This is a genomic window from Bacillus sp. RO2 (assembly GCF_012911845.1).
In the GTDB taxonomy this organism is placed as follows: domain Bacteria; phylum Bacillota; class Bacilli; order Bacillales; family Bacillaceae_I; genus Sutcliffiella_A.
Genome location: NZ_JAAXCU010000046.1, coordinates 223,065 through 238,767 on the forward strand (window position 1 = coordinate 223,065; position 15,703 = coordinate 238,767).

The 15,703-nt window shown below is 40.6% G+C and carries 20 protein-coding genes; all 20 read right to left on the minus strand.

The annotated features are described in order from the left end of the window. Positions 1-20: 20 nt before the first annotated feature. The 20 genes from lepB to HF078_RS15070 all read right to left on the minus strand — a co-directional run bounded on the left by lepB (position 21) and on the right by HF078_RS15070 (position 15,377). On the minus strand, positions 21-779 hold the full coding sequence (gene lepB / locus HF078_RS14975) for a signal peptidase I (protein ID WP_169291871.1): 759 nt from the start codon (positions 777-779) through the stop codon (positions 21-23). Beyond that, positions 772-1,314: a sigma-70 family RNA polymerase sigma factor gene (locus tag HF078_RS14980; RefSeq protein WP_169291872.1), complete on the minus strand. Its 543-nt coding sequence runs from the start codon at positions 1,312-1,314 to the stop codon at positions 772-774. Before HF078_RS14980 ends, lepB begins: the two co-directional genes overlap by 8 nt. Positions 1,315-1,455: 141 nt before the next feature. After that, on the minus strand, positions 1,456-2,682 hold the full coding sequence (locus HF078_RS14985; RefSeq protein WP_346775349.1) for an aminopeptidase: 1,227 nt from the start codon (positions 2,680-2,682) through the stop codon (positions 1,456-1,458). Between the two features lie 312 nt (positions 2,683-2,994). Next, positions 2,995-4,713, minus strand: a complete 1,719-nt coding sequence (gene ptsP, locus HF078_RS14990; RefSeq protein ID WP_169291873.1) for a phosphoenolpyruvate--protein phosphotransferase — start codon at positions 4,711-4,713, stop codon at positions 2,995-2,997. After that, positions 4,713-4,979 carry a phosphocarrier protein HPr gene (locus HF078_RS14995; protein ID WP_010194663.1) on the minus strand — a complete coding sequence of 89 codons (267 nt, stop codon included), beginning with the start codon at positions 4,977-4,979 and terminating at the stop codon, positions 4,713-4,715. Before HF078_RS14995 ends, ptsP begins: the two co-directional genes overlap by 1 nt. Before the next feature lie 346 nt (positions 4,980-5,325). Further along, positions 5,326-5,505 carry a YqzE family protein gene (locus HF078_RS15000; protein WP_082380817.1) on the minus strand — a complete coding sequence of 60 codons (180 nt, stop codon included), beginning with the start codon at positions 5,503-5,505 and terminating at the stop codon, positions 5,326-5,328. A gap of 34 nt (positions 5,506-5,539) precedes the next feature. Then, positions 5,540-6,055, minus strand: coding sequence for a shikimate kinase (locus HF078_RS15005; RefSeq protein WP_169291874.1), 516 nt, complete (start codon positions 6,053-6,055; stop codon positions 5,540-5,542). Between the two features lie 95 nt (positions 6,056-6,150). Beyond that, positions 6,151-6,378, minus strand: a complete 228-nt coding sequence (locus tag HF078_RS15010) for a YuzF family protein (RefSeq protein ID WP_240951762.1) — start codon at positions 6,376-6,378, stop codon at positions 6,151-6,153. Between the two features lie 74 nt (positions 6,379-6,452). Beyond that, on the minus strand, positions 6,453-6,881 hold the full coding sequence (locus HF078_RS15015; RefSeq protein ID WP_205831637.1) for a competence type IV pilus minor pilin ComGG: 429 nt from the start codon (positions 6,879-6,881) through the stop codon (positions 6,453-6,455). After that, on the minus strand, positions 6,823-7,269 hold the full coding sequence (gene comGF / locus HF078_RS15020) for a competence type IV pilus minor pilin ComGF (RefSeq protein ID WP_169291933.1): 447 nt from the start codon (positions 7,267-7,269) through the stop codon (positions 6,823-6,825). Before comGF ends, HF078_RS15015 begins: the two co-directional genes overlap by 59 nt. After that, the gene (locus tag HF078_RS15025) at positions 7,253-7,588 is read right to left on the minus strand and encodes a type II secretion system protein (RefSeq protein WP_169291876.1); all 336 of its coding nucleotides are present in this window, start codon (positions 7,586-7,588) and stop codon (positions 7,253-7,255) included. The genes comGF and HF078_RS15025 overlap by 17 nt, the downstream gene beginning before the upstream one ends. Next, on the minus strand, positions 7,572-8,030 hold the full coding sequence (gene comGD, locus HF078_RS15030; RefSeq protein WP_169291877.1) for a competence type IV pilus minor pilin ComGD: 459 nt from the start codon (positions 8,028-8,030) through the stop codon (positions 7,572-7,574). The genes HF078_RS15025 and comGD overlap by 17 nt, the downstream gene beginning before the upstream one ends. After that, the gene (gene comGC / locus HF078_RS15035) at positions 8,017-8,343 is read right to left on the minus strand and encodes a competence type IV pilus major pilin ComGC (RefSeq protein WP_169291934.1); all 327 of its coding nucleotides are present in this window, start codon (positions 8,341-8,343) and stop codon (positions 8,017-8,019) included. Before comGC ends, comGD begins: the two co-directional genes overlap by 14 nt. Positions 8,344-8,358: 15 nt before the next feature. After that, entirely contained in the window at positions 8,359-9,396 is a 1,038-nt protein-coding gene (comGB, locus tag HF078_RS15040) for a competence type IV pilus assembly protein ComGB (RefSeq protein WP_169291878.1), read from the minus strand. Then, complete coding sequence (gene comGA, locus HF078_RS15045; RefSeq protein ID WP_169291879.1) at positions 9,380-10,450, minus strand: competence type IV pilus ATPase ComGA; 1,071 nt, start codon at positions 10,448-10,450, stop codon at positions 9,380-9,382. The genes comGB and comGA overlap by 17 nt, the downstream gene beginning before the upstream one ends. A 148-nt stretch (positions 10,451-10,598) precedes the next feature. Continuing rightward, entirely contained in the window at positions 10,599-11,417 is an 819-nt protein-coding gene (locus HF078_RS15050) for a serine hydrolase (protein WP_169291880.1), read from the minus strand. Continuing rightward, positions 11,404-12,423, minus strand: coding sequence for an ABC transporter ATP-binding protein (locus HF078_RS15055; protein ID WP_169291881.1), 1,020 nt, complete (start codon positions 12,421-12,423; stop codon positions 11,404-11,406). Before HF078_RS15055 ends, HF078_RS15050 begins: the two co-directional genes overlap by 14 nt. Before the next feature lie 2 nt (positions 12,424-12,425). After that, positions 12,426-13,349, minus strand: a complete 924-nt coding sequence (locus tag HF078_RS15060; protein WP_240951763.1) for a C40 family peptidase — start codon at positions 13,347-13,349, stop codon at positions 12,426-12,428. Further along, complete coding sequence (locus tag HF078_RS15065) at positions 13,342-14,442, minus strand: dipeptide epimerase (RefSeq protein ID WP_169291883.1); 1,101 nt, start codon at positions 14,440-14,442, stop codon at positions 13,342-13,344. The genes HF078_RS15060 and HF078_RS15065 overlap by 8 nt, the downstream gene beginning before the upstream one ends. A 14-nt stretch (positions 14,443-14,456) precedes the next feature. Continuing rightward, positions 14,457-15,377, minus strand: a complete 921-nt coding sequence (locus tag HF078_RS15070; protein ID WP_169291884.1) for a S66 peptidase family protein — start codon at positions 15,375-15,377, stop codon at positions 14,457-14,459. Positions 15,378-15,703: the final 326 nt, after the last annotated feature.

Below are 15,703 nucleotides of genomic sequence, written 5' to 3' on the forward strand. Positions count from 1 at the left end.
AAAAGACATTCTTATTAATTCTATTTCCGATAGCCTAAAACCTTCCCCTCGATATTTTCTACTGATAAGGACCCAAAAGTTATGCTATCCACACTTCTCCACCAACTATCACCAATTACAAAAACATGATTCTCAGGTATACGATATTTTTCAAGTTCATGTTCGTTAAGTGAGTCTTTTATAGCATCATTTCGGGGATTGTTTACTGCATTTCCGTAGAATGTGTCCAATTTTTTGTTGTTTATATATATTTGTCCATCATTAATATGAATGATTTCGCCAGGCAGTCCAACTACTCTCGAAATGGATTTGGGCTCTCCGTATGAATTTTTCATATCAAGTTGATATAATCCATTTTCAGGATACTGAAAATACACAACGTCCCCTCGCCTAAATTCTTTATCGTTATAATAGTCAGGGTCAATCACAATAGGCTCTTTATAATAGTTATAATCATACCTATCCATATTGTCGCTTCCATGTTCATACAACAACATATCTTTTTCATAATTCACTCTGTCTATTGTCTCATTTGTGATGTTGTCTGTAATGACTCCGGTATTTTTTTGATCACTAAATAATAGGGGAAAGACCATAAAAAACAAAACAGCTATAGCGAGGGTACTCACACTATATATAAGATTGCGACTCCGCTTTTTTTGAGGTTTTCTTCCAATTTTCAAAATAACACCTTCTTTACTATCCTCCTTAAAAGACACATCATTGAAAATATATTGATTCATTTCTTTTCGTAATTCCTTTAATTCTTTTTCAATCATTGCCAACACTCCCTTCCTCAAAGTGAACTCGCAACAGTTCTTTCCCTTTAGATAGCCTCGTTTTAACCGTACTGAGGTTAACATTAAGAGTGTTGCTAATATCCTTCAAGCCAAGCTCCTCATAATAATAGAGATATACAACCTCTCTATATTTCAATGGAAGGTTCAATACCATGTCAGCTATAGTTTTCTTGTGTTCTTTCACCAGTATTACGTTTTCAGGGGTCTGGGTTTTATCCTCTCCTAGCCGTCCAAACAAGTCAGAAATCCTTACTTTCCGGTAATGCCAACTCTTGAAATAATCTTTACATTTGTTGATGGTTATCCTATATAGAAGAGTTTTCGGGCTTGCTTCACCTCGAAAATTATCTATGTGATTGAAGTAGCTTACAAAAGCCTCTTGTACAAGATCTTCAGCAATCTGAAAATCCTTCACGTAGGAATATGCTAACTTCACCAAGTCGCTCCCGTATTGATTCATAATACTTTCAAGATGCATTTTTTTCGGATCATGTTGATTTAATGAATCTTCCAAGCTGTCTTCACCTTCTCCTCTTTTAAGTTTAAGGATTAGACGACGCTATCCCTTGGAAAGTTGGAAAATCTTTCTTTTAATTTTACCAAAAGAAAAAAGCAGGAGTTCTTCTTTTTGAAAAGAAATTCTCCTGCTCTATGATTAGATGGCCCATTCTCCATCTGTCATGATTGCTTCTTTAACTCCATCTTCCGTTTCTCCTTCTATGTTCAACTCCCCTGAACCAATCATGAAGTCCACGTGAATCATGCTGGTGTTGATTCCCTTTGTTTCTAGCTCTTCCTTGCTCATTTGTGCCCCGCCCTCAATATTGATTGGGTAGGCAGACCCTAGAGCCAAGTGACAAGAGGCATTTTCGTCAAACAGTGTATTATAGAAAATCACTTCTTGTTTCGAAACTGGTGAACTGTGTGGTACAAGCGCCACCTCTCCTAGATGCAATGCTCCTTCATCCGTTTCTAATAGTTTTTTCAACACTTCATATCCTTGCTCTGCAGTGAACTCTACCACCTTACCTTCTTTAAATGTAAGGCTGAAGTTGTCTACTAAATTTCCGTTCAGGTTTAACGGCTTAGTGGATGCTACTACACCGTTAACTCCGGTTTTTACAGGTGCCGTAAACACTTCTTCTGTTGGAAGGTTCGGAACGAAATAAGTACCTTGATCATTGTTCATTCCACCGCCAAGCCAAACCTGTTCGTCTGGAAGTTCGATAGTTAGGTCCGTTCCTGGCGCTTTGTAATGAAGCTTTTTGTATTTTTTCGTATTAAGTACTTGTAACTTTTCTTGCAAGGTTTTGATGTGCTTATTCCAAGCTTCTACTGGGTCGTTTTCATTAACACGCGTTACTTGGAAAATGTTTTCCCATAGGCTTGCAACCTGGTCTTCAGGAGATTTGCCTGGATATAGCTTAGCTGCCCATTCCTGTGATGGGACTGAAACAATTGCCCAACTGACTTTAGCAGTTTGGATGTATTTCCGGTAGTTTTGCATGGCTTTTGCCTGAGCTTTATTAGAAATAGAAACGCGCTCAGGGTCTACGTCTTTCAGAAGATCTGGGTTGGAAGCAACGATGGACATAAATGCCGCTCCTTCCTCCGCCATTTCCTCCATTCCTTTTACTTTCCACTCACGAACAGTCTGGAGTGAGTCTGTTGAGGCCGTTTCATATGTAATCTTTGTTAGTTGTTCATCATTCCATTCAGTATGTACGTATTTAGCACCAAGCTTGTATGCGATTTTTGCAACCTCTCTGACAAATGGTGCTGCTGATATAGGGGCATTGATGACTAGAGGTTGGTTTTCTTGCAGGTTGATGCCAACTTTTAGCGCAAGTTCTGCGTATTTGGTCAATCTTTCTTGTATCACTATGCATTTCCTCCTTTTGGTTGATGAGAATATTGTATCATAGGATGCGGAATTGTAGGTTTAGTGAGAATTTATATATTTTCACGAGGGGAACTTCACTGGCTCAAAGGGGGTTGTAACTTCTGAAAGTGTTATTGTAACTATTTTTAGGATGATTGTGACTTTTTGATGAGTCATTGTAACTTTTCTGACGCTCATTATGACTTTTTCAACCGATATTGTAACTTTTTCACCCCTTCTAACCTCCAAAAAGCCACAAAAAAAGACCAACCTCTCCCATAAAAGGAAAGTTGGCCTCGTTCTATTCCATGCTTACACATTAAACTTCTCTTTCACAAATTCCACTACTTCTTCTGCAGTGCTCATACTAAGAATCTCTTCACGATAGGAAGCAGCTTCCTCTTTTGAGATACCACGCAATTGGCTTCTTGCAGGAAGGATGGATGTCGCGCTCATGCTGAACTCGTCTAGTCCAAGTCCTAAAAGAATTGGAATTGCGATTGGGTCGCCAGCCATTTCTCCACACATGCCGGCCCATTTACCGTTTTTGTGTGCAGCTTGGATGACATTATCCACTAGGCGCAAGATTGCCGGGTTGTATGGTTGATACAGGTAGGAAACCTGTTCGTTCATACGGTCCGCTGCCATTGTGTATTGAATTAAGTCGTTTGTTCCGATGCTGAAGAAGTCTACTTCCTTCGCAAAAATATCAGCCATCACAGCTGTAGATGGAATTTCCACCATGATACCTATCTCGATATTTTCGTTAACAGTTGTGCCGTTCTTCACAAGCGCTTCTTTTTCTTCTAAAAGAATGGCTTTTGCTTGGCGGAACTCGTCCAATGTTGCAATCATCGGGAACATGATCTTCAGGTTTCCGTAAGAGCTTGCACGCAATAAAGCACGAAGCTGTGTACGGAAAATATCTTGTTCTTCTAAGCAAAGGCGTATCGCACGGAAGCCTAAGAATGGGTTCATCTCTTTAGGAAGGTTTAGATAAGGCAGTTCCTTATCGCCACCGATGTCCAATGTGCGGACTACAACAGGTTTGCCTTCCATATTTTCAAGAACCTCTTTATAAGCTTTGTACTGCTCGTCCTCTGTCGGAAGTTCGGTTCTACCCATGTAAAGGAATTCTGTACGGTAAAGGCCAACGCCTTCTCCGCCATTGGCAAGAACACCCTTCACATCTTTAGGAGTACCGATGTTTGCAGCAAGTTCGACTTCTTGTCCGTCAGAAGAAAGACTCTTCTCGTTGACAAGCTTAGCCCACTCTTTTTTCTGCTCTTCGTACTTCTCTTGCTTTTCTTTATAATTAGCAATTTCTTCTTCTGTCGGATCGACGATCACCGCACCGTCCAAACCATCAATAATCACCATTGTGTCATTTTGGATAGTTTCCATGACGTTCTTTGTTCCAACTACTGCTGGAATTTCCATGGAACGTGCCATGATAGCGGAGTGAGACGTACGTCCACCGATATCAGTTGTAAAAGCTTTTACATATTGACGGTTAAGTTGAGCAGTGTCAGAAGGAGTCAAGTCTTCCGCAATGATGACAACTTCTTCTGAAATAAGTGCAGGATTGGAAATTGTTACACCTAAAAGGTGAGCTAGCACACGTTTTGTCACGTCGCGGATATCCGCTGCACGCTCTTTCATGTACTCATTGCCCATTTGTTCGAACATGTTGATGAACATGCCTGCTGTTTCATCCAAAGCAAACTCAGCATTTACACTGTCGCTTTTGATTTTATCTTTAATTGGATTTAAAAGTTCAGGGTCACTTAATACAAGAAGGTGTGCAGAAAAGATTTCCGCCTTATCTGCTCCAAGCTCCTTATGGGCGTGCTCTTTGATTTTTTCCAATTCATTTTTTGAGATCTCTACTGCTTTTTCAAATCTTTCCACTTCCGCTTGGGCATTGTCGATCGTCTTTTTGTCCACAGATAGCTCTGGGTTTTCAAGACGATATGCTTTCGCAATGGCAATCCCGCTAGAAGCAGGTATACCTTGAATCGTGTTTGACATTATTCCCCTAACCCTTCTGATTTCAAAGTTTCTTCAATCGCAGAAATTGCCTCGCTCTCATCAGAACCTTCTGCAACAATCTTGATTTCCGCTCCTTGAGGAATTCCTAGAGACATTACACCCATGATGGATTTCAAGTTTACAGATTTACCGTTATACTCAAGGTTTACGTCCGCATCGAATTTACCTGCAGTTTGTACCAATTGAGTTGCCGGACGTGCGTGAATTCCTGAATCTGCTGTTACTTTAAATGTTTTTTCTGCCATTGTAATCAAACTCCTTTGAGATATGTGTATTTTTTACTTTTAGAAGCTATTCAACTAAAAGAACCTTGTTCTCTCTTATCCTATACCCTGTAGCTTTCACCAGTAACCGCGGTGAATATGTAGGAAAGAGTATAGAAAAAGGCATGAGTGAGGGCTCGTCTCTATAAAAGGGTACACTCGTCCCCTTAGTATGGATCAAAACCTCTTCACTCATGCCTGATCGTATCAGTAACACGTAAAGTCCTTATCTATGTTGAAAGCATTTGCATGAACATTTAGTTGAACGCTTCTTAACTGTCCGATGAGATTGTAGCATAAAAAACAAAAGTTTGGCAATACTTTTGCCTTACTTCTTCTTTTTGAATATCATCATAATGGCATATGGAATGACGCCAAATAGTTGGAAGGCGATAGGAGAACGCTCCTGCTTTCTAATTTGCCTTTGCTCTCGTTTAACTTCTTTCGGTTGATCCATGTAGGTAACCAATTGTTGTGTCACGTATTTTACATAATCATTTGTCTTCAATATCAATCACCGCCAAAGGGAAATACTTTTACCTTTAGTGTTGACGGTTATTCCATGTTTTAATCGCTTTATGTACAGCCTCAACCGCTTCATCCAAAGAAAAGTCTGTTGTATCCAATGTAATATGGGCTTGCTTGTAGAACGGGAGTCGATTTACAAATAACCCTAGAACCTCTTCCTTTTTTCTTTGTTGAATAAGAGGTCTTGTAGTATCATTTTCTAATCGATTCCAAATTACTTCTGGATCTGCATAAAGAAAGATTACGCAGCCGTTTTCTTTCATCCATTCCATGTTTTCTTGCCTCGTTACAATTCCTCCTCCAGTGGTTACAATAACATCCTCAGAAGGAAGCAGTGTTAAAGTTTTTGATTCTAGATCACGGAAATAATCTTCTCCAAACTTTTCAAAAATGTCCTTTATTAACATGTTTTTGTTACTTTCAATCATAAAGTCCGTATCCACAACAGAGACGCCAAGTTTTTGCGCTACTGCCTGTCCGATAGTGGTTTTCCCTACCCCCATAAAACCCGTTAGATAAACATTTTGCATGTTGATTCCCTCTCTTTCCAACTGCCTCAACCATATTACCATTATAGGAGAAAAAGCACTTGCTGGAAATGGCAAGTGCTTTTTCATCACTCTTTTTAATTATCCGGCATGATCCAAATTATTTCAGCAGTGCGAATGAAAAAGCTGGAGTCACCTGCCATTAGTACTACATGATCAGGCTTTACGTCTTTCAAATTGCCTCTAATGGAACCACGTGTTGTCTCGATTACCACTTCGGTTCCGACGATGCTTTTTAATGTATGGTACACATATGGCTCTACCACCATATATTGAATGGGCATTCCATTGTCCGCTTGATGCATTAGGCGAAAACCTCCTTTATCACTGTACATCTATATGAAAAGGACAGTGATATGGTGAAGACAAAGGACTAAATTTAATTGGTTTCATACCAAGCAATAACTTCTTGAATCCCCATATCATAAATGATGGTCGCCTTGTATTCTCTACCTTCCGTTGTGGAGCATATAATCATTATTTCCTTTTTCTCATCCAAGTCTTTTGAGGTGACAGAAGCTACACCCGTTGGAAAAATATAATTGGGATAGGGGTTGTTACCTGCCATTAAAGACTCAGCTCGGATAGTATCCCATGTGTATTTCATCATAGCTTCTAATTCCATCTGCTGATTGGTTTCGTGGTAAAATAACTTCTCAAGCCGGAAACTCTCAATTTGATGCAGCAAGAAAGCAGACAATAGAATACTCATAAATATCGTCACGGGAAAAATATATCCTGCTTCCCTTTTACTCTGGATGCCATTTAATTGGTATAGCACTAACTCTGAATTCATAGGTAGCATCATCACTTCCTTCCAAGATGAAAATTGCTCCATTTGCACGTTCCGTAAAATCAACTTTTTTAACATGATGAAGGAGTAATTCGTGGCCCGTACCATCTACTCTCCGCCTTATCTTTTGTTGAAAGAATTCATATGTCACCCTTTGCCCCCCTTGGTTGATGATGACAAAATCTCCTGCTTCCACTGAAGTCTTTTTGGCTGTCCTTACTTCCCGCGTCGCCTGTTGAATAAAAACCTCTAGCTCAAATGGATGGATGCCTTCCTTCTTTTCTGTCAAGATAACCAAATTTTTAATCAAAATTGGAAACAAAGCCGTAAGAATTAATATAACGGAAAAGCAAATCAGCACTTCCAATAGGGTAAATCCTCCGTCTTTACGGATATCGTACATATATACACCTTTCTTTCACCAATAGCTGATAATCACTATAGGAGACACACAATGTGGGAGGAATAGTTCCTTCTTTTAATGTAACGGTGTAGATGGTGCCGTCTATATTCAAGGTCTTTTCCTGAAACACCCCTTCTTGGGAACGAGTGCTTTCCAGTTCAATTGTCAAAATAAATCGCGCCTGTTGCTCTAAAACAAATCCTTTTCGTTCTTGATTCATTTTTACAAGACCGGGAAGTAGTACAGAAGCGATCACCATCCAAATAACAAGCGTTGCCAATACCTCAAGCAAAGTGAATCCTCTATGACTTTTCCACATAAAAACGTCCCTTTCCAAGTGTAAAGACATATTGATAGAGTTCCTTCTCATCCACATATATTGCAATTGCCCCAGATTTGTTGATGCTGCCGTTGCCCAGATACGTAATTCTCTGCCCCATTGTTCGGGTGTCTATTCTTATGGAAGAATGATACTCCCTCACCACAAGTTCATTTATTTGAAAGGTTCCCTGCCGAATTCGGTAATAGTTCTCGCTTGGGGTAAAGACGATATAGACACTGTTCTTTGAGCTTAGTGCATATTGTTGGGCGAACAAGAGATCGTTGCTTAATTGTTCGTTAAAATGCTCGCCTATATAGCTTTCCTGTGTAGAACTTAATGTCAGAACAGTCACGGAAAGAAGGACAGAAATGATAGAAATGACTAGTAATGATTCGAGGAGTGTGTAACCCCCATTAGTCTTATTTTTACTCTCCTGCACTACTTGCAATCGCCTTGTTATTAACAATTGTAATGACACTTCCGTTCGGACAATTCAATGTTGCCGTTGTCTCATCAAAACGATCAGCAAGATAATCCTGAGTATTCAGATCATCTATTGTTGTTACATTACTTCCCGTATCCAACCGATATGCTTGCATCTGTGCTTCCACCATGCTGAGAAGTGCCTCGCACCCCTTATCGCCGATCACACTTGTGTTCTTTGTTACGTTTGGAATCATGATTAGTAACAACACAGTGATGACAAGCATGACCAAAAGCATCTCTACCAACGTGAACCCGCGATCATTCAACAGATATCTTCCCATTTATAACCCTCCTAATAATTGAAACATTGGAATGAAAATACAAAGATATAAAACAAATACAAACCCGCCTACGCCGAGGAATAAAATAGGTTGTATTCTTCTCAACAACTTTTCACTAAACTCCTGCATCTTTACTAGTAAAAGCTTGCTGTATTGTTCGAGCTCTAAACCCAATTTACCGTTCTTTTGTCCGTGAACAATTACGATGGAAAGCCCGGAAACAAATACTTTCTCACTTTCCACTAACTTTTCTAATTTTTCACCTTCTACCAGCCTGTACCGAAATTCTTTTGCTTTCACATGGAAAAAAGGGTGATAGCGTTGCTGTTCAAAAACAGTGATGGCTTCATTAATGGTCAATCCGCTTAATAGCAATGTGCTAAGCTGTTGTGTGAAATAATGTGAATAATGAAGGGAGAGGAAGGTTTTTACAATGGGAAATCGCATTAACATGCTTACCCTCTTGGAAGGTGACGTTCTTTTTTCATAAACCTTAAAAAAAATATAGGCTATAAGAAAACAGAACACGAGAATTGAAACAAGGATTGGAATTCGGACTACAAGGTTGAAGAATAGGGAGATGACTGGACTTAAGGAGATATTCATTTGAGAAAAAAGCAGATGAAACTGAGGCAGTAAAATCAATTGAACAAAAATGAGCATGATCAAAACTAGAAAAATAAGTAGAATCGGATACTTGAGAATAGAAATGGTTTTTTCACGATAATGCCTTTTCCGTTCAAGCATATTTCCCCCTGTCCTAAAAGCCTGACCTAGATTGCCATGTTTCTGGGAGAAGAACAATAAGGACAATATATCCTGATGGAAACGAAGTCCTTCTAATACCCGATGAACGCTGTATCCTTTTTGCAATTCCTGTATTGCTTCTAGTAAATTACGTTTTTTATCCGCTTCAAAGTGAATACTCATCAACTCTAAAGCCTCTAACAAAGAATACCCATTAGAATATAGCTCACCCATCCTTTTTAAGAAATCCTCTTGAACTTTCAATGACCACCCCTTATTTGTTTTTTCCATCAGTTACCCATCTTTCATATTCCCTCTGGTGAATAAAGCCCAATGCTATTCCTTTTTTAATTACTTCTTTCAAGGTTGGATAACATAGTTGCACTTTTGTTCCTTTACACTCCTCCATCACCTTTGACAATTCCCGCCCATACAAGAGTTCATATACACTTGCTAACCTGTGATTTCTATATTTTTTGCAAAAAGTAGTACATTCCCCTTGACAATAAGGACATTTCAACTCCACTAATCTTTGGGCCGAAATTGCTATTAATGTTTGTTCCAGCTCCTGTTGGGTGACTCCAAACTCCAACAGACGATGAACCGCTCCTTTTGCATCTCTCGTATGCAAGGTGCTCAACACTAAATGGCCTGTCAACGACGCCCTTATCGCAATCTTGGCCGTTTCCTCATCCCTAATTTCCCCAACCATAATAATATCCGGGTCATGCCTTAGAATTGCCTTTAACCCAGAGGCATAGGTAATACCCGCCTTTTCATTTACCTGCACCTGCAGAACATGTCTGCTTTTTCGCTCAACAGGATCTTCTAAAGTAATGATATTGCGTTGCAGCAAACTTTTTGATTCTTCTAGAATGGAATACAGTGTAGTGGTTTTCCCAGATCCAGTAGGACCGGTAAACAAAACAAGTCCATGGGAATGTTTCATTAAGGAAAATAACTTTCTGGTAGAGTTAGGAAAAAGGGATAGGTGTTTTAAAGGGAATTGTTTATCATCATGCGGCAGGATTCGGATAACCAGGCTTTCCTGGTTAACTGTCGGCAATGTAGAGAGTCGAAGGTTTATCGGTTTGGAGTCAACGTAGAGCTTTAAGGCGCCGTTTTGGGGTTTTCTTGTTTCTCCGATGTCCATTTCGGCCTGGAACTTTAAGTGGGACAACATTCTTTCATAGATTTCAAGTGGAAGCTCTTCTTGATCATAGAGGTAGTGATCGAGTCGAAAAAGGACTTTAGCAGACGCTTCTAGGGGTTTAATGTGAATATCTGAAACTTGTAAGCGGACTGCTTGACGGACAATTTCTTCACATTTCTTTTCAATATTCATTTGTCACCTCATTCTTCATTGATTTTAAGGATAGTATGGGAAGTAATGGATTACTCCTTTCTCTAAAATTTACTGCCCTTATATTATTCTTCAAAAAATGACAGATTCCTTCAAGATTTTTAATTTCATCAAAAAAAAGTTCCTCTCTTTAAATAGAACAGGAACTTCTAAGATATTCGTCCACGATACGCCCAATCTTTTGAATTGCTCGCTTACCTGTAGGATTATCAACCAGATCATCTACTAGAACTGCCACTACCAAGGTCTTATCTCCATAAGTCACAATTCCACAGTCATGTTCCACACCTGGCAGCTCGCCTGTCTTGTTGGCAATCTGCACAGTATCTAGGTTCATGAAAAATGGCAATTTATCCAGAAGTTGCTGAGCTCTTAACATACTCATCATTAACTGCTTACTTTCTCGGTTCCATACATTCGACTTGGAATCTAGGAGAATCTTTAGACATGCAACCATATCTCGAGCACATGTTCTGTTTTCCAATCCTGCATCGGTTGCTTTAAAATCCATCATCTTTCTTTCTAATATCGTGTTGCTTAATCCTTGCTCCGTACAGAATTTGTTAACAAAATCTTTTCCTACAAGGTCAATAATTTTATTGGTAGCACTATTATCGGATACCGTTATCATCAGTGTTAATAAGTCGTATAGAGTGAAACTTGTCTCTTGATCTAAATACTGAATAACACCTGCACCACCAACACGATTTTCCATATCAAGATTTAATCTGTCAGACAGACTTAAGTTGCTTGCATCCACCTGTTTAAGAGCTGCCATCAATATCGGAATCTTTATCAGACTGGCCGCCTTTTTCACTACATCACAATCTTTTTCCAGTAGCTGGCCACAATTGTCCTCCATCATAAAACTAACGTGTCCGGCTGTGGAATCCACCACCGCCTGAACACGTTCCTTCAACTCCAACAATCGAGTTTCAGTTCCCATCATGCGCACTTGCCACCATTTCCCTTACTTTATCTGGTCCTACAATCTTTTCGTTATATAAATGGCATGCTACATAGTGCTTGTCTTCTGCTTCCTGCCACTCAGGGATCGACTTGCTGCATGCGTCCATTGCATGTGGACAACGGGTGCGGAAGACACAGCCGCTTGGTGGATTTATCGGGCTTGGTATCTCCCCTTGGACAATCTGTCTTTCTCTTCGGTCTTCCACATCCGGGTCTGGAATCGGTATAGCAGATAGCAAGGCTTGTGTGTATGGATGCAACGGCTTTTTATACAGTGCCTTACTTTCGGTCAATTCCATCATTTTCCCAAGGTACATAACCCCTATACGATCACTGATATGCTTGACCATAGATAAATCATGGGCGATAAACAGATAGGTTAAGCCTTTTTCTTTCTGAAGCCGTTTCATTAAGTTCACGACTTGAGCTTGGACGGATACATCCAATGCAGATATCGGTTCATCGGCAATGATAAAATCCGGATCCAAGGCCAGCGCTCGGGCAATCCCAATTCGCTGCCTTTGTCCCCCGCTGAATTCATGAGGATAACGGTTCGCATGCTCGCGGTTCAGACCAACATCCTCCAACAATTGATAGACTCGCTCTGTTCGTTCTTTACTATCTTTATAGATTCCATGTACTTCCATGGGTTCAGAAATGATTTCTTTTACGGTGGAACGCGGATTGAGCGATGCATATGGGTCTTGGAAAATCATTTGCATGTTTCGATGGAAGGCGAATTTTTCCTTCTCCGTAAGGCTGTGGACATCTTTTCCGTTAAAGGTCACTTCGCCTGATGTTTTTCCATAAAGACCAATAACGGTCCTTCCTGTAGTAGATTTACCACAGCCAGACTCACCAACAAGGCCGAAAGTTTCCCCTTGATATATATCAAATGATACGTTGTCTACCGCTTTTAAGGTTTGTTTTTTTCCAAGGAAAAAATATTTCTGCAGATTTTTTACTTGTAGTAGTTTCTTTTGCATGTTTATTCCCCGTCCTTTTGCCAGTACCTTCTTGCTGCACATAGTTCTTGTTCATAGATAGTATTTTCCATAGGAAGAATCTCAATATCTCTTCCAGTTTTGGGTGAGTGTAAGAGTTTGCCGTCTCCATGATAGATTCCAACGTGATGGAGTTTTCCTTTCCCTTCTTCATAAGCGAAAAACAATAGGTCTCCCGGCTCCAAAGCATTAAGCGGAACCTCCATCCCTTCTTTTGCCTGGTCATGGGCATCACGTGGAATGATATACCCATTTGCTTTACACATCGTATAACTGAAACCGGAACAATCCATGCCATAACCACTCATGCCACCCCATAAATATGGAAGGCCAAGAAATCTCTCTCCCGTCTGAACGATATCCGCTCCAGAGCCTTTAGGGATGGAAGCTAGCCCCTCATAAACTGAAATATCATCCTCCCTTAGCACTCCAACCTTACCATCAGGAAGTTGAACCGTTACTGTCCCTTCCTCTTTTTCCACTACCGGTAAAATGGTTTGAAAGCTCAGCTCAAGTAACTCTTTCTCCGTTTTTGAAAATAAGGGAGCAAGGTTGCTTGTCACCACTGCTACAGGGCCTTCTTTAAGTTTCCAGTCCGAAACTTCCGTAATTTGACACTTCGGGACCCAACCTGGATATCCTCTTTGATCCTTCGATGAGCCTTGGGTCAAAGCAATAATATGGTATGAGTTCTCCTTCTCTTCCAAAACGAGAACTTCCTGACCGAAAAGCAATTGGGACTGGATGAGGTTAGCATCACATAGTTCTAGTCTTGTTTCAAAGTTCAGTGAATTCAGCCATCTTCTTATATCGGTAGGATTGGAGGTGGCTTTTTCATCCAGTTTTCTTGGTGAATCATAAGAGGTCCAGATGGTAGCAACCGGTACATTTATGACATATTTACTCAATGTTGACTCCTCCTTTAACATTTACATCAATGATGCCTAATCCATTGGCATTTGGAAAACTAATCTTTCGACCGTTATAGATGATACCGCCTGTAATAATATCCTCGGCCAGCATAAGTGGTGCATCGAAATCGAATCGTGTGATGTTGCTTTTACTGGCGGCAAAATGCGCCGCTGCTGTGATGCCGAGCCTTGTCTCGATCATACTGCCCACCATGCACTCGACTCCATAGGCTTCTGCGATACTATTAATTTTCTCAGCCTGGAAAATTCCGCCGGACTTCATAAGTTTGATATTAATCAGGTCTGCACTTCGAGTTTGGAGTACTTGAAGGGCCTGTTCAGGTGTAAATACACTCTCATCTGCCATTATCGGTGTTTCCACTGAGCCGGTAACCTGTTTTAAGCCTTCTAAATCGTGTGCTATGACAGGTTGTTCCACAAGCTCTATATTCAATCCCAGGTCTTCCATTTTGCGAATACCGCGTATGGCTTCCTTTGCCGTCCAGCCCTGGTTTGCATCCAAACGAATTTCCACAGCATTTCCAACACGGCTTCTGATTTCTCTAATTCTGGCAATATCTGTCGCCATATCGTCTTTCCCTACTTTTACCTTGAGAACAAGGAAACCTCTCTCTAAATAAAGCAATGCGTCCTCTCCCATCTCCTTCGGGGAATTGACGCTGACGGTAAAGTCTGTTTCAAGTTCCTTTTTAGCCCCTCCCAAGTATTGATAAAGAGGCAGCTTGCTGTGTTGGGCCAAGCAATCATAGATGGCCATATCCACTGCAGCCTTTGCACTTGAATTACGGACAAGTGATTTATGTAGTTTTTGCAGTAACGGTTCATAGTTCAGTAGGTTCTCGTTTAATAGGATCGGTTTTAAAATTTGGTGAATGGCATACTCCACACTATCAAGACTGTCCCCTGTGATAACATGTGTTGGAGGTGCCTCCCCCCATCCGATTAGACCGTTATCACAGGTGATTTTCACTACCACCGCTTCGGCAACATACACCGTACGCAACGCTGTTTTGAATGGTTTGGAAAGAGGAACTGCCATTCGAAAAGTCTCCATTTGTTGTATGTTCATGATTTCCTCTCCTCTCAATCCACTCCTGCTTGGATGGTTAATGTCTTGTTATATGTGTTCAGTTCCGCTTTCGCACCATGAGGCACCGCAATATTTGGTGAGCAATGTCCAATTTGGAAACCGCTAATAGTCGGTTTATTGGCATCTTGTACATGCTGTGTGATAACCTCCTCTAGCGTCAAGGATGCTTTTCCCTCATCTGGTACACAGTTATGGAAATTGCCTATGACAATTCCCTCTGCATCCGCAAATTTTCCGGCCATTTTCAGCTGATTAAGCATTCTGTCCACTTTGTATGGTTGTTCGTCAATATCTTCAAAGAAAAGGATCTTTCCTTTCGTCTGCAATTCAAACGGAGTTCCAAGTGAACTTACAAGCAAGGTTAGATTTCCGCCAACCAACTCTCCGGTTGCAACGCCCTCATTCATCACTTCAAGAGGGGAAAGTTCTTCTGTATATACTATTTCCGTTGGTTCAAATAGCTGTTGAAAATATGCTTTTGATAGAGGGTGGATGCTATCGAGTCCGATATCAGAGCTCAGCATCGGACCATGAAAGGAAGTTAATCCGGCCTGTTGGTAAAATGCCTGATGTAAAAAGGTAATGTCGCTGTAGCCCCAGAAAATTTTAGGATTATTTTTAATAATGTCATAATCTATGTTGGAGGCGATCCTTGCCGTTCCAAACCCACCACACGCACAAAAAATGCCCTTTACTTCTTCGTCTTGAAACATCGCATGCAGATCATCCAGCTTCTCCTCATCCTTTGAAGCAAGGTAACCGTATGGGGCATCCACATATTTGCCCATCTTTATTTTCAATCCTAGTTCCTCTTCCAAAAAAGGTAGTGCAAGTTTCAATTTTTCTTGTTTCGGGGGGCTTGCTGGTGCGATGATTCCTACTGTGTCACCTTTTTTCAAACGCAGTGGCTTCATGCTTCGCCACTCCTCTCCTATATAGATTCTATTAAGCTATGTATATGTATGATCGTGACTTATCAGTATGTATTCCCTATTTCAATGAAAAGGGTGTTCAGTGAACACCCTTCTCCTCTAAAACTTAAGCTCTGTTAATCACCGCTGTTGATTTACGCACTAGGCTTCGCTTTCCTAGGGGATTTGGGGAGCCTCCCTACTTATAACGAAGCCACTGAATAAGACCTTGATTTTAAAATTTTATTAAACACCGCTGTTGATTTACGCAAATGGCTTCGCTTTCCTAGGGAAGGTGCTTGAGCCTCCTCGCTTCGCTGCGGGGTCTC

Coding starts and splice junctions, on each gene's coding strand:
- HF078_RS15010 (WP_240951762.1), bottom strand. CDS start 6,378: ATGCATCAAGCGGACAATGGAATGCCCATTCAATATATGGTGGTAGAG.
- ptsP (WP_169291873.1), bottom strand. CDS start 4,713: ATGTCAAACACGATTCAAGGTATACCTGCTTCTAGCGGGATTGCCATT.
- HF078_RS14995 (WP_010194663.1), bottom strand. CDS start 4,979: ATGGCAGAAAAAACATTTAAAGTAACAGCAGATTCAGGAATTCACGCA.
- comGA (WP_169291879.1), bottom strand. CDS start 10,450: ATGAATATTGAAAAGAAATGTGAAGAAATTGTCCGTCAAGCAGTCCGC.
- HF078_RS15055 (WP_169291881.1), bottom strand. CDS start 12,423: ATGCAAAAGAAACTACTACAAGTAAAAAATCTGCAGAAATATTTTTTC.
- HF078_RS15050 (WP_169291880.1), bottom strand. CDS start 11,417: ATGATGGGAACTGAAACTCGATTGTTGGAGTTGAAGGAACGTGTTCAG.
- HF078_RS15070 (WP_169291884.1), bottom strand. CDS start 15,377: ATGAAGCCACTGCGTTTGAAAAAAGGTGACACAGTAGGAATCATCGCA.
- comGB (WP_169291878.1), bottom strand. CDS start 9,396: ATGGAAAAAACAAATAAGGGGTGGTCATTGAAAGTTCAAGAGGATTTC.
- HF078_RS15015 (WP_205831637.1), bottom strand. CDS start 6,881: ATGATGCTACCTATGAATTCAGAGTTAGTGCTATACCAATTAAATGGC.
- HF078_RS15025 (WP_169291876.1), bottom strand. CDS start 7,588: ATGTGGAAAAGTCATAGAGGATTCACTTTGCTTGAGGTATTGGCAACG.
- HF078_RS15065 (WP_169291883.1), bottom strand. CDS start 14,442: ATGAACATACAACAAATGGAGACTTTTCGAATGGCAGTTCCTCTTTCC.
- lepB (WP_169291871.1), bottom strand. CDS start 779: ATGATTGAAAAAGAATTAAAGGAATTACGAAAAGAAATGAATCAATAT.
- comGF (WP_169291933.1), bottom strand. CDS start 7,269: ATGTACGATATCCGTAAAGACGGAGGATTTACCCTATTGGAAGTGCTG.
- HF078_RS15005 (WP_169291874.1), bottom strand. CDS start 6,055: ATGCAAAATGTTTATCTAACGGGTTTTATGGGGGTAGGGAAAACCACT.